Here is a 13,167-nt window from a genome sequence, read left to right as displayed (position 1 = left end):
AACCTGGGCTGAGTGGCCACTGTGGCTCCTCCGGTTGTTTTCCAGTACCGGCTGGGCGCCGGCACTTTTCGCTTCTGGGAGGTGGGGGGTGGTGCGTGGTGCAAGGACTTGCTCGGTATTCGGTTGTGGAAATGCGCCCAGGTAGTACTGACCGCCCCGAGAACGTGAAGCTTTGGGCCACGTTCTCGGGGCGGCACTTGAGCAGCCCGCTCGGCTGCTCAAGTCCGGTCAAGGGCCGTCCCCCCTGACCGGAGTTATGGGGTTCAGCTCTCGGCGGCGATCCGCGCGAGGCGCTGCGCCTCGTCCCGTGTGGAGCGGGCGATGGCGTCCTCGTCGGCGTGCAGCAGACGGCCGTTCTCGACGACCGGCCTGCCGTTGACGAGGGAGAGTGTGACCGGGGCCGCCGCGCCGAAGACGACGGCGGTCACCGGGTCGGCGATCGAGGCGTGCCCGATGCCGTCGATCTTCCACAGGACGAGGTCGGCGAGCTTGCCCGCCTCCAGGGAGCCGATCTGCGTGGCCCGGCCGAGGACCTGGGCGCCGCCGTACGTGCCGAGGCGCAGGGCCTGGCGGGCGTTGAGGGCGGCTTCCTTGTGGGCCCCGAGGCGGTTGATCAGCAGGGCGTTGCGCAGCTCGGTGTGGAGTTCGCCGGACTCGTTGGAGGCGGTGCCGTCGACGCCGAGGCCGACGGGGACGCCCGCCTTCAGCATGTCGGGGACGCGGGCGATACCGGCGGCGAGGCGCGCGTTGGAGGAGGGGCAGTGGGCGACGCCCGTGCCGGTGCGGGCAAACGCGGCGATGTCGGAGTCGTTCATGTGGACGCAGTGCGCCATCCACACGTCGTCACCGAGCCAGCCGGTCGACTCGAAGTAGTCGGTGGGGCCCTTGCCGAACAGCTCGTGGCAGAACTTCTCCTCCTCGACCGTCTCGCTGCCGTGGGTGTGCAGACGTACACCCAGGCGGCGGGCCAACTCGGCGCCCTGCTTCATGAGTTCGGTCGACACGGAGAACGGCGAGCAGGGCGCGACGGCGACCTGCGTCATCGAGTCGAAGGAGGCGTCGTGGTGCTTCTTGACGGTCTCCTCGGTCGCGGCGAGCGCGCCCTCCAGAGTCTCCACGGCGAAGTCCGGCGGCAGGCCGCCGTCCTTCTCACTGCGGTCCATGGAGCCGCGGGCCAGGGTGAAGCGCACACCCATCTCGGAGGCGGCGCGGATGATCGACCCGGAGAGGTCGCCGGAGCCCCGCGGGAAGACGTAGTGGTGGTCCATGGCGGTGGTGACGCCGCCGCGGGCCATCATGCCGAGGGAGCCCTGCGCCGCCGCGTACGTCATCTGCTCGTCGATGCGCGCCCACGTCGGGTACAGCGCCACCAGCCAGTTGAAGAGGTTGTGGTCGGTGGCCAGGCCCCGGGTGATCCACTGGTAGAAGTGGTGGTGGGTGTTGACCAGGCCGGGCGTGGCGAGGTGGCCGGTGCCGTCGACACGGCGTACGACGTTCTCCAGGCCCTCGGGGGCCTTGCCCGCGCCGATGGACTCGATCTTGTTGCCCGCGACGACGATATGGCCCGAGGCGTACTCGGTGTCCTGGGCGTCGACGGTCGCGATGGCGACGTTCTCGATGACGATGCGGTCTGCCGATGCTGCCATGGTGCTTCCTTTGTGGGTGAGTGGCGTTGGGGGTCCCCCCTGCTCATGGAGAGCTTGGGGGAGGGCACGGCATGACCCTAGGAAGATTTGAGTGCCGCGGCGGCGCTCTGCGCGCTGCCACGGGTGCCGAGATGGTGGAAGAAGAGGTTGAGCGAGACCGCGACGATCGCGCCGGCGCTGATGCCGGAGCCGAGCACGGTCTGTGCCCACGCGGGGAAGTCGGCGTAGAAGGTGGGCGCGGCGAGCGGGATGATGCCCGCCCCGAGCGACACGGCCACCAGGATGATGTTGGAGCTGTCGTCGAGGCCCGCCTCGGAGAGCGTACGGATGCCGCTGACCGCGATGGAGCCGAAGAGGACGATGCCCGCGCCGCCGAGGACCGGCATGGGGACCACGTTGACGACCGCGCCGAGCACGGGGAAGGCGCCGAGGACGATGAGCGAGGCGCCCGCGACGGCGACGACGTAGCGGCTGCGGACCCGGGTCAGCGAGACGACGCCGACGTTCTGCGCGAAGGCGGAGGTCGGGAAGCCGCCGAAGACCGGTCCGACGAGTGTGGCGATGCCGTCGGTGCGCAGTCCGCGGGTGATGGTCTTCCCGTCGGTCTTGCGCTCGCAGATCTCGCCGAGGGCGAGCATTCCGGCCGAGGACTCGGTCATCAGGACCAGCATGACGATGCAGAGCGAGAGGATCGCGGCGGGCTGGAAGACGGGGGCGCCCGCGGCGAACGGCGTGGGCAGCGCGGCCAGCGGCGCCGACTGCACGGAGGTGAAGTCGGCCATCCCGAAGGGGATCGCGGCCAGCGTGCCGATGAACATGCCCGCCAGCAGGGCGACTTGCCTGAGGAAGCCGCGCCCGAAGCGCTGGAACATCAGGATGACGACGAGCGTGAACGCGGCGAGCGCGAGGTACCTCATGTCGCCGAAGGACGGGTGCGTCTCGTCGCCGCCCTGCGCCCACTTGACGGGTACGGGCATCAGCGTGACGCCGATGAGCGTGATGACGACGCCGGTGACCAGCGGCGGGAAGAAGCGCAGCAGCCTGCCGAAAAAGGGGCCGATGACGAGACAGAAGACGCCCGCGACCATCACCGCGCCGTAGATCGCGGGGAGTTGCTCGCCCTTGGCGTTGGTCTCCGCGATGGCGAGGATGGGCGCGATGCCGGCCGAGGAGGCGGCGTTCACGAAGGGCAGGCGGTTGCCGACGAAGCCCTTGACGCCGAGGGTCTGCAGGATGGTGGCGAGACCGGCGATCAGCAGACCGGCGGCGATGAGCCGGGTCTGGGCCACGGTGTCCAGGCCGCAGGCCTGGCCGATGATGAGCGGAGGGGTGACCACACCCGCGTACATGGCGGCGATGTGCTGGAGCGCGGCGGGGACCAGCCGCGAGGGGTGAAGCTTCTCATCCACCGGGTGACAGTCGGGAGTCGGTTCGTGGGCCGGCTCGGAAGCCGACTCGGGAGTTGACTCCCCGTCACCTACGGGTGGGGTGGAACACGGGCCTTCTGCCGGCCCCTTTGCAGGCTGTGCCATTGCTGTTCCCTCCGGTGTGGCGCGCCCCCGCCCGCTGCGGCGGGGCGGGGGCGCGCGTCCCGCGTCAGAGGTTGGTCATGTCGACCGGGATCTTCGGCTCGACGCCGTCCCGCAGGATGGTGGCCTCGATGAGGCCGTAGGGGCGGTCGGCGGCGTAGTAGACGGCTCCGTCCTTGGCCTCGTTGTCGAGGCCGAAGGACGAGAGGTCCTGACGGAAGTGGTGCTTGTTGGGCGCCGAGAAGCGGATCTCGTCGATCTCGCTGCGGTTGTTGATGACCCGCGAACCCATCTGGTACAGCGTCTGCTGGAGCGAGAGCGAGTAGGTCTCCACGAAGGCGTGCAGGATGTGCTTCTTCGCCTGCTCGTAGGACCGCTCCCAGGTCGGCATGCGCTGCTCGTCGCTGGTCCAGTTGTGCCGCCACCAGGTGGACAGGGAGGTGGCGAGGATACGGTCGTAATCCTCTTGCAGCGTCGTGTACTTGTCCTTGATGTAGCCCCAGAACTCGGAGTTCGTGGAGTTCATCACGGTCAGGTCCTTCAGGCCCGAGAGGACCTCGAACTGCCCGTCCTCGTACGTGATCTGGGCGAGCCGCGTCTCCTGGCCCTTGCGGACGAAGGAGTGCTTGACCTCGTCGGCGCCGATGAACTTGGCGTTGCTGTCGGAGCCGCCGATGCGCTCCCAGGAGTACTCCTCGATCCGGATCCGCGCGCGGTGGATCGAGGGCTGGCTGTCCACGAAGTGCCGGGCGAGGTGGATGCCGTACTGCTCGGCCGACTCGATGCCGTACTCCTTGGCGAACGCGAAGCAGGTGTTCTTCGTCGTGTCCGTCGGCAGGCAGTTGGCGTTCGAGCCGTTGTAGTGGACGTCGTCCAGGTCGCCGGAGAGGGCGACGGAGACGTTCAGGTCCTTGATGTGGTGGGTGTCGCCGTCCCGCGTGATCTTTACGACCCGGTTCTCAGCCTTGCCGTACTGGTTCTGTCCCAGAATGGTGGGCATGTCTGCTAGCTCCCTCGGTAAACGGAGTAGCCGAACGGGTTGAGCAGCAGCGGTACGTGGTAGTGCTCGCCCGGCGTGACGGCGAACGTGATCGCCACCTCCGGGAAGAACGCTCCGCTCGCACCGCTGTCCCGATTCGCGGGGGCGTCCTGCTGCGCCTCGGCTTGCTTGTTCTTCAGCTTCAGGAAGTACGCCTCGGTCTCGAAGTCGAGACGTACGTGGGTCACGCCTTCCGGCAGGGCCGGGAGGTCCTTGCAGCGCCCGTCCGCGTCGGTCGAGCTGCCGCCGAGCGGCTGCCACTCCGCGTCGGAGCCACCGCGGGCCGACAGGGAGATGGCGACGCCCTCCGCGGGGCGTCCGACGCTGGTGTCCAGGATGTGCGTGGACACCGACGCGGTGGTTTCCGTACTCATGCGGTCTCTTCCTCTTCCAGGTCTTCGACGAGGCGGGTCAGGCGGATGCGGTTGATCTTGCCGAGCTCGGCGCGGACGATCTCCCGCTCCTGCTCGGGCGAGTTGCCGATCCGTTCCTTGACGGCGTCCCGCATCTGCTCACCGGTGCGGCCGGTGGCGCAGATCAGGAAGACGTGGCCGAACTTCTCCTGGTACGCCAGGTTCAGTTCGAGCATCTCGGCCTTCAGCTGCTCGGAGGCGCCCGCCATGCCCCGCTGCTCGCGGGACGAGGTGGGATCCCCCGGCTTCGGGCGGCCGATCGGCGGGTGCCCCGCCATCGCCTCGGCCAGGTCCTCCGCGGTCAGCTCCGCCATGGCGGCGTCGCTCGCGGCGAAGAGGGCTTCGACGGTGGCGTAGGGGCGCTGGGAGAGCAGCTTGCTCCCCCAGGCCGAGGAGGCGCAGGCCTCGTGGAGCGCGGCGGTGGCCGCGGGCTCCGTCGAGGCGTTGAACCGGGCTAGGCCCAGGGTCGTACTCGAAGTCACGGGTACCTCCGTGGCCTTGTGCGGGTCGGGCTGCGGATAGCTAACGCCAGCCGAAACACCACGTCAACACTTTGTTGAAAACTTCGAGTAACAAAGGCCGCCTTCCGTTAACCGGATGGCGGCCTTCATGAGGACGGGGATCAGGAGGAGCGGTTCAGGTAGTTGTACACCGTGAAGCGGCTCACCCCGAGGGCGGCGGCGACCGTCTCGACGCCGTGCCGGACGGCGAAGGCACCGCGCGCCTCCAGGATCCGTACGACCTCCTGCTTCGCCTTGCGGTCCAGCTCCGCGAGCGGCCGGCCCCGCTTGCGCTCCAGGGCGAGCAGGATGTGGTCCAGGGAGTCGGCGAGCTGCGGCAGCCGTACGGCCACCACGTCCTCGCCCTCCCAGGCCAGGACCACGTCGTCGGTCCCCGCCTCGTCCGGCGGCAGCAGCCGGCCACCCATGGCGTCCACCAGCGGCTTGACCGCGGTGACGAAGGGGTCGTCCCCGAAACTGGTCACTTATCCGCCTCCCCCGGCTTCCGCGGCGCCCCGCGTTCGCCGATCACGTTGACCTGGAGCGAGACGCGGGTGGCGCCCGCCCCCAGGGTCCGGCGCAGCATCGCGTCGACGGCGGTCAGGACCGCGTCGACATCACCCTCGGCGGTGTTGCCGAACGGGCCCACGTCGACGGCGTCCAGCGGGGCACCCTGGATGACCTCACGGGCCACCAGCGCATGCGGCGGGGCCTCGTCGAGATCGAAGGGTTCGGTCGTGAACTCCACTCTCAATCGCACGCGGCCAACCTACTGCCGACGCTCGAAATTTCGGCAGCCCCCTCTTGACAGCTTCCGCGGATCAGAGGCAGTCTTCCATCAAGCAGAAATGAACTTCCGCAATACGGAAGGAGCGCGGAAGCCCCATGGGATACTCCGACCAGCGCTTCAATGTGAACCTGTCGATCCTCTTCACCGAGCTCCCGCTCCTGGAGCGCCCCGCGGCCGCCGCGAAGGCCGGCTTCGGCGCGGTAGAGCTGTGGTGGCCCTGGGTCGACGCCCCCACCCCTGAGCAGTCCGAGCTCGACGCCCTGAAAAAGGCGATCGAGGACGCGGGCGTCCAGCTGGTGGGTCTGAACTTCTACGCCGGACAGCTGCCGGGTCCCGACCGCGGCGCCCTGTCCGTCCCCGGCGAGGAGAGCGACAAGTTCCGCGCGAACCTCGCGGTGGCGGCGGACTTCGCCGAGTCGCTCGGCTGCAAGGCGCTCAACGCGCTGTACGGCAACCGCGTCGACGGCGTGGACCCGGCCGTCCAGGACGAACTCGCCCTGGAGAACCTGGTGCTCGCCGCCCGCGAGGCCGACCGCGTCGGCGCGATCCTCCTGATCGAGGCGCTGAACGCGCCCGAGTCGCCGAAGTGCCCCATCGTCAGCGCGCCCAAGGCGATCGAGATCGTCGACAAGGTGAACGCGGCGAGCGGGCTCGGCAACGCGAAGTTCCTCATGGACCTGTACCACCTGTCCATGAACGGCGAGGACCTGCCGTCGGTCATCGAGCGGTACGCCGCCAAGACCGGGCACGTGCAGATCGCGGACAACCCCGGTCGCGGGGCGCCCGGCACGGGGTCGCTGCCGCTGGAGGCGCTGCTCGATCAGCTGCGGGATGCCCGATACGACGGGTGGGTCGGCCTGGAATACAAGGCCGGCGACCGCCCGAGCGCCGAGGCCTTCGACTGGCTGCCCACCGAGGCCCGCGCCGCGCGCTGAGCGCCAACTCATCGACGTACGACAAGCTTGAGAGCAGCAGGAGAGGCACCCTCATGAGCAACCTTCCCAAGATCGCGTGGATCGGACTCGGCATCATGGGCTCCCCCATGTCCGAGAACCTGATCAAGGCGGGTTACTCCGTCACCGGCTTCACCCTGGAGCAGGACAAGCTGGACCGGCTCGCGGCCGCCGGCGGCACCGCCGCGAAGTCCATCGCGGAGGCCGTCAAGGACGCCGACGTGGTCGTCACGATGGTGCCCGCGTCGCCGCAGGTCGAGGCCATCGCGTACGGCCCGGACGGCATCCTGGAGAACGCCAGGTCGGGCGCGCTGATCGTCGACATGTCGTCGATCACCCCGCAGACCTCCGTGGACCTGGCCAAGGCCGCCAAGGAGAAGGGCCTGCGCGTCCTGGACGCCCCGGTCTCCGGCGGCGAGGCGGGCGCCATCGAGGCCGTCCTGTCCATCATGGTCGGCGGTGAGCAGGCCGACTTCGACGAGGCCAAGCCGCTCCTCGAAGCGCTCGGCAAGACCATCGTGCTGTGCGGTCCGCACGGCTCGGGCCAGACCGTGAAGGCCGCCAACCAGCTGATCGTCGCCGTGAACATCCAGGCGTGCGCCGAGGCCGTGGTCTTCCTGGAGAAGTCCGGCGTGGACCTGGGGGCCGCGCTCGACGTCCTGAACGGCGGACTGGCCGGCTCGACCGTCCTGACCCGCAAGAAGGACAACTTCCTGAACCGGGACTTCAAGCCCGGCTTCCGGATCGACCTGCACCACAAGGACATGGGCATCGTCACCGACGCCGCCCGCAATGTCGGTGCCGCCCTGCCGGTCGGCGCGGTCGTCGCCCAGCTCGTCGCCTCGCTGCGCGCGCAGGGTGACGGCGGCCTGGACCACTCCGCCCTGCTGCGCTCCGTCGAGCGCCTCTCGGGCGCCGAGCTCTAGCCGCAGCGCTGGAGAGCTCCCTTCGAACTTCCGGGCCGTGGCGGCGCTGACACCTGTCCTGTCGCGCCCAGGCGCCGCCGCGGCCCGGAACCTCATCATCAACTTCAACAAACTGTTGACGTAGCAGTTCAGGGGTCCTTACGCTCCGAACACCTCAGCAGTCACAGCACGGAAGGTCACGATGTCGAAGCGCGTGCTTACGACCGAGTCCGGCGCCCCCGTCGCCGACAATCAGAACTCCGCCACCGCCGGCGTCGGTGGCCCGATCCTGCTCCAGGACCAGCACCTCCTGGAGAAGTTGGCCCGCTTCAACCGTGAGCGCATCCCGGAGCGCGTCGTGCACGCCCGCGGCTCCGGCGCGTACGGCTACTTCGAGGTGACCGACGACGTCACCGGCTTCACCCACGCCGACTTCCTCGCCGAGATCGGCAAGCGCACCGAGGTCTTCCTGCGCTTCTCGACCGTGGCGGACAACCTGGGCGGCGCGGACGCGGTCCGCGACCCGCGTGGCTTCGCGCTGAAGTTCTACACCGAGGACGGCAACTACGACCTCGTGGGCAACAACACGCCCGTCTTCTTCATCAAGGACCCGCTGAAGTTCCCCGACTTCATCCACTCCCAGAAGCGCGACCCCTTCACGGGCAAGCAGGAGCCGGACAACGTCTGGGACTTCTGGGCGCACGCCCCCGAGGCGACGCACCAGATCACCTGGCTGATGGGCGACCGCGGCATCCCCGCCTCGTACCGCCACATGAACGGCTACGGCTCGCACACCTACCAGTGGACGAACGCCAAGGGCGAGGCCTTCTTCGTCAAGTACCACTTCAAGACGAACCAGGGCATCCGCTGCCTCTCCTCGGACCAGGCCGCCGAGATAGCGGGCAAGGACGCGAACAGCCACCAGACCGATCTCCTCCAGGCGATCGAGCGGGGCGTCAACCCGTCCTGGACGCTGCACGTGCAGATCATGCCCGCGTCCGAGGCCGCGGACTACCGCTTCAACCCGTTCGACCTCACCAAGGTGTGGCCGCACAAGGACTACCCGCTGCAGCGCGTGGGCCGCCTGGTCCTGGACCGCAACCCGGACAACGTCTTCGCGGAGGTCGAGCAGGCCGCGTTCTCCCCGAACAACTTCGTGCCGGGCATCGGCCCCTCGCCCGACAAGATGCTCCAGGGCCGCCTGTTCGCCTACGCGGACGCGCACCGCTACCGCCTGGGTGTCAACCACACCCAGCTCGCGGTGAACGCCCCCAAGGCGACGAAGGCCGACAACTACGGCCGTGACGGCCTGATGGCGTCCAACGCGTACGGCCGGGACCGCAAGAACTACGAGCCCAACTCGTACGACGGCCCCGTCGAGACCGGCCAGCCGCTGTCGGCGCCGCTCGCGATCGCCGGCTACACCGGCACGCACGCCGCCCCGACCCACACCAAGGACGACGACTTCTTCCAGGCGGGCGAGCTGTACCGCCTCATGTCGGAGGACGAGAAGTCCCGTCTGGTGGCGAACATCGCCGGCGGCCTCTCGCAGGTCTCCCGCGACGACGTCATCGAGAAGAACCTCGCCCACTTCCACGCCGCCGACGCCGACTACGGCAAGCGCGTCGAGCAGGCCGTCCGCGCCCTGCGCGAGGACTGAGCGAGCCCGCAACCCCCAGGCTGCGCCGGTGAGTTGGCGGGAGGTCATCTCACCGGCGCTGAGCCCGCACCGCCGTCACGAACCCGGATGAGGGGTGGTACGTGACGCGGGCGGGCGGGCACGGTCCGCGGCGGCTCTGCGAGCCAGTGCGGTGGTCAAGGTCCGCGGCTTCCCTCTCGACCTGAGAGAGGGAACCCCACGGCCCGTCGCACCCGCCGCGGTCCCAGCCCCACCCCGCCCCTACGGGGCCCACGAACTCCGCCCGGCAGCGCGTATGCATGTTCCGCCAGTCGCGCGCGGTCGGGCGGTCACAACGCCTTGCCTCAAGGCCAGAGCGCCGAGTACGGACGGTCCCGTACTCGGCGCTCTTCCGCGTGCGCGGGGCCGGGGCCGGGGTCGGGGTCGGCGAGTGAACGGTGGGCGTTGTCGACAAGTTCCTTGTAGGTGAGGACCTCGACACGGACGACATGTGAGTTGAACGTCCGCAGCGCATCATTGATCTCCTCCTCCGGCACGTCGGGCTGCAGGGCGGGGTGCCCGATCAGGACCAGCGCGCCCGCCCTGCGCGTCTCGATGCCGCACTCTTCGCGGATGCGGTCGCGGTGCTCGTCCAGGCCGACGAGGTAGTTGACGGCCTGGCCCACCGCGTCGTGCACCTGGGCGGTGGTCACCCAAGCGTCGCGGTGCCTCTTGACCAGAGGGTGCTTCAGGCTCATCGCACGCTTGAGCTCCACGACATGCAAGGCGCCGTCACCGCGTATCAGGGGGATGTCCAGCTCGTCGCCGGGTACGAGACGGCGCTGAACGGCCTCACCGACATAGCGCCCGCCGAAGATCCACGGCTGCCCCTGGATAGCCCGCTGCAGATCATGCTCGGACGCGCCGGGGTCCTCGACGACCGCGCGCAGCGCCTCCAGGCCGGCCGCACGCCGCCGCAACTCGGCTGCCTGCAACACAAGTTGCCCCTCGTGGTCGGCCGCGAGCAGCGCCAGCGCGTCCGGTGAGGTGACGATCTTCCGGGCGGCCTCCGCGGGGTCCTCGATGTCGATACGGTTGTCGCGCAGGACGCGCTCCAGCCAGAGGGAGAGTTCCGCGCTGCCGCGCGGAATGACGTAACGGCCGGGACGGTCGTCGGGGGCATCCAGGAACCGGGCGTCCTCGCCCTGGGCCCGGAAGTGCTCCACCACGTCGTCCGCGGTGGCGTCGGGACTGCCCTTCATGAAGTCCCGGGCGGCGCCGACCATCCACTGGTGCGTCGCCCACATCGTGCGCGCCAGGAAGTCGCGGCTGCTCTCGTCGCGCGCCCCGTCCTGGAAGAGGCGGTAGCGCTCCTCGAAGTCCGGCCTCAGGATGCGGCCCTCCGCGTAGGCCACCGAGTCGTGGAGCTGCCGCACCACCTCCCACTCCCCCGCGTGGGCAGCCGCCGCGCGAGCCCGGGTCAGCAAGCGGACGAGCTCCTTGCCGCCCCGGCGCTTGCTGCTCCGTCCACCGTGCATGTGTGCCACTACAGCGGACACCGCTTCCCGCACCCCCTCGTCGGCGATGCCTTCACTCACCTCGCGGAGCTGCCGCTCCAGTGTCATGTCGACTCGTACCACCATGTTCGGCATTGTGCCGCCCGGCACTGACAACGCCCGGTGTACGGGGAGCGGGCGCCGCACGCCGAAGGGGCGGTCCACCCCCCTCGGGTGGACCGCCCCTGTCGGGGTGGCGTCAGACCTTCAGCGGCCGGATCGCCGTGGGCGCGTGGCCCGGCTCCGTCGCGATCTCCTCGAACTCGGAGACGTCGCTGATGTCGGCGGTCTTGCTCATCGAGATGTTCGTGATGCGCTCCAGGATCGCCTCGACGACCACCGGCACGCGGTGCTCGGCCGCGAGCTTCTTGGCCCGCTCGAAGGCGTCGGCGAGGTCGGCCGGGTCGGTGACGCGGATCGCCTTGCAGCCGAGGCCCTCGGCGACCTTGACGTGGTCGACGCCGTAGACGCCCAGCTCGGGGCTGTTCTGGTTCTCGAACTCCAGGTTGACCTGGAAGTTGATGTCCAGGCCGATCTGCGCCTGGCGGATCAGGCCCAGGTAGGCGTTGTTGACGAGGACGTGGACGTACGGGATGCGGTGCTGCGCGCCGACCGCCAGTTCCTCGATCATGAACTGGAAGTCGTAGTCACCGGAGAGGGCCACGACCGGGGTCTCCGGGTCGGCCTTCGCGGCGCCGAGCGCGGCCGGGATGGTCCAGCCGAGCGGGCCGGCCTGGCCGCAGTTGATCCAGTGGCGCGGCTTGTAGACGTGCAGCATCTGGGCGCCGGCGATCTGCGAGAGGCCGATCGTCGTCACGTACCGCGTCTCGGGGCCGAAGGCCTTGTTCATCTCTTCGTAGACGCGCTGCGGCTTCATGGGGACGTTGTCGAAGTGCGTACGGCGCTGGAGGGTTTCCTTGCGCTTGAGGTGGGAGGCGACCCACTCCGAGCGGTCGGGCAGCTTGCCCGCGGCCTTCAGCTCCTTCGCCACCTCGACGAAGAGTTCGAGGGCGGCCTTGGCGTCCGACGCGATGCCGTAGTCGGGCGCGAAGATCTTGCCGATCTGGGTCGGCTCGATGTCGACGTGCACGAACTTGCGGCCCTGGGTGTACACGTCCAGCTTGTAGCCGGTGTGACGGTTGGCCCAGCGGTTGCCGATGCCGAGGACGAAGTCCGACTCCAGGAACGTCGCGTTGCCGTAGCGGTGGCCGGTCTGCTGGCCGACCATGCCGGCGTTGAGGTCGTGGTCGTCGGGGATGGTGCCCCAGCCCATCAGGGTGGGCACGACCGGCGTGTTGGTGATCTCGGCGAACTCGACGAGGAGGTCGGAGGCGTCGGCGTTGATGATGCCGCCGCCCGCGACGATCAGCGGGCGCTCCGACTCGACCAGGAACGTGATCGCCTTCTCGATCTGGGCGCGGGTCGCGGCCGGCTTGTAGACGGCCAGCGGCTCGTACGTCTCCGGGTCGAACTCGATCTCGGTCTGCTGGACGTCGATGGGCAGGTCGATGAGGACCGGGCCCGGACGGCCCGAGCGCATCAGGTGGAAGGCCTGCTGGAAGACGCCGGGGACCTGCGCGGCCTCCAGGACGGTGACGGCCATCTTGGTCACCGGCTTGGCGATCGTCGCGATGTCGACCGCCTGGAAGTCCTCCTTGTGCAGGAGGTGCGTCGGCGCCTGGCCGGTGATGCAGAGGATCGGGATGGAGTCACCGATGGCGGAGTACAGGCCGGTGATCATGTCGGTGCCCGCGGGGCCCGACGTGCCGATGCAGACGCCGATGTTGCCCGGGTTGGACCGGGTGTAGCCCTCGGCCATGTGCGAGGCGCCCTCGACGTGGCGCGCGAGGGTGTGGTCGATGCCACCGCCCTCCTTGAGCGCCTTGTAGAAGGGGTTGATCGCGGCGCCCGGCACACCGAACGCGTTGACGACACCTTCGCGCTTGAGGATCTCAACTGCCGCGCGGACAGCGGTCATACGAGCCATGGGGTTCTCCTGCTTCGACAGCTTCGACAGCTTTTCGGCTGCCGGATACGGCTGGCGGATCCGGCTCCCGTCGCGCCCCGCGGTGAGCTTCTGTTTCCGCATTATGGAAAGAATGTTCTGCTATATGGAAGCAATGTAAGCGGGTGTGCCGGAGACCGTCAAGAGACATCCGCGATCCGGGCCGCGACCGGGCGGGGCCGGCCCGCGGCTTTGCCCCAACTTGCCTTCGCC

The 13,167-nt window shown here is 69.0% G+C and carries 12 protein-coding genes; 3 read left to right on the top strand and 9 right to left on the bottom strand.

The window, feature by feature from the left end; genetic code table 11:
- Window positions 1–263: 263 nt before the first annotated feature.
- From ACWDZ7_RS23265 to ACWDZ7_RS23235, 7 genes are all read right to left on the bottom strand, one after another.
- Entirely contained in the window at window positions 264–1,646 is a 1,383-nt protein-coding gene (locus tag ACWDZ7_RS23265) for an 8-oxoguanine deaminase (RefSeq protein WP_451799420.1), read from the bottom strand.
- A 77-nt stretch (window positions 1,647–1,723) separates the two neighbouring features.
- Entirely contained in the window at window positions 1,724–3,178 is a 1,455-nt protein-coding gene (locus ACWDZ7_RS23260; protein ID WP_451799418.1) for a nucleobase:cation symporter-2 family protein, read from the bottom strand.
- 64 nt (window positions 3,179–3,242) lie between these two features.
- Window positions 3,243–4,175: a factor-independent urate hydroxylase gene (pucL, locus tag ACWDZ7_RS23255; protein WP_451799417.1), complete on the bottom strand. Its 933-nt coding sequence runs from the start codon at window positions 4,173–4,175 to the stop codon at window positions 3,243–3,245.
- 5 nt (window positions 4,176–4,180) lie between these two features.
- Complete coding sequence (gene uraH / locus ACWDZ7_RS23250; RefSeq protein ID WP_451799415.1) at window positions 4,181–4,588, bottom strand: hydroxyisourate hydrolase; 408 nt, start codon at window positions 4,586–4,588, stop codon at window positions 4,181–4,183.
- Window positions 4,585–5,109: a 2-oxo-4-hydroxy-4-carboxy-5-ureidoimidazoline decarboxylase gene (uraD, locus tag ACWDZ7_RS23245; RefSeq protein WP_451799414.1), complete on the bottom strand. Its 525-nt coding sequence runs from the start codon at window positions 5,107–5,109 to the stop codon at window positions 4,585–4,587. The genes uraH and uraD overlap by 4 nt, the downstream gene beginning before the upstream one ends.
- A 140-nt stretch (window positions 5,110–5,249) precedes the next feature.
- Window positions 5,250–5,612 (bottom strand): helix-turn-helix domain-containing protein, encoded by a 363-nt coding sequence (locus tag ACWDZ7_RS23240; protein ID WP_451799412.1) that lies wholly within the window; start codon window positions 5,610–5,612, stop codon window positions 5,250–5,252.
- On the bottom strand, window positions 5,609–5,887 hold the full coding sequence (locus ACWDZ7_RS23235; RefSeq protein ID WP_451517680.1) for a hypothetical protein: 279 nt from the start codon (window positions 5,885–5,887) through the stop codon (window positions 5,609–5,611). The genes ACWDZ7_RS23240 and ACWDZ7_RS23235 overlap by 4 nt, the downstream gene beginning before the upstream one ends.
- Window positions 5,888–6,012: 125 nt before the next feature.
- Between ACWDZ7_RS23235 and ACWDZ7_RS23230 the strand changes: the two genes are divergently transcribed.
- The 3 genes from ACWDZ7_RS23230 (at window position 6,013) to ACWDZ7_RS23220 (ending at window position 9,435) form a co-directional block, all read left to right on the top strand.
- Complete coding sequence (locus tag ACWDZ7_RS23230) at window positions 6,013–6,852, top strand: TIM barrel protein (RefSeq protein WP_451799411.1); 840 nt, start codon at window positions 6,013–6,015, stop codon at window positions 6,850–6,852.
- Window positions 6,853–6,905: 53 nt separating this feature from the next.
- Window positions 6,906–7,796 carry a 2-hydroxy-3-oxopropionate reductase gene (locus tag ACWDZ7_RS23225; RefSeq protein WP_451799409.1) on the top strand — a complete coding sequence of 297 codons (891 nt, stop codon included), beginning with the start codon at window positions 6,906–6,908 and terminating at the stop codon, window positions 7,794–7,796.
- Between the two features lie 181 nt (window positions 7,797–7,977).
- Entirely contained in the window at window positions 7,978–9,435 is a 1,458-nt protein-coding gene (locus tag ACWDZ7_RS23220) for a catalase (protein WP_451799408.1), read from the top strand.
- Window positions 9,436–9,758: 323 nt separating this feature from the next.
- Here the strand turns inward: ACWDZ7_RS23220 and ACWDZ7_RS23215 are convergent, their stop codons facing one another.
- Together ACWDZ7_RS23215 and gcl are read right to left on the bottom strand one after the other, a co-directional pair.
- Window positions 9,759–11,036, bottom strand: a complete 1,278-nt coding sequence (locus ACWDZ7_RS23215; RefSeq protein ID WP_451799406.1) for a Shedu anti-phage system protein SduA domain-containing protein — start codon at window positions 11,034–11,036, stop codon at window positions 9,759–9,761.
- Between the two features lie 112 nt (window positions 11,037–11,148).
- A complete protein-coding gene (gene gcl, locus ACWDZ7_RS23210; RefSeq protein WP_451799497.1) occupies window positions 11,149–12,936 on the bottom strand; it encodes a glyoxylate carboligase in 1,788 nt (595 codons plus the stop codon).
- Window positions 12,937–13,167 lie beyond the last annotated feature (231 nt).

This window comes from Streptomyces sp. NPDC003032, from assembly GCF_053591415.1.
This window is presented reverse-complemented; position numbering and strand designations above follow the sequence as displayed.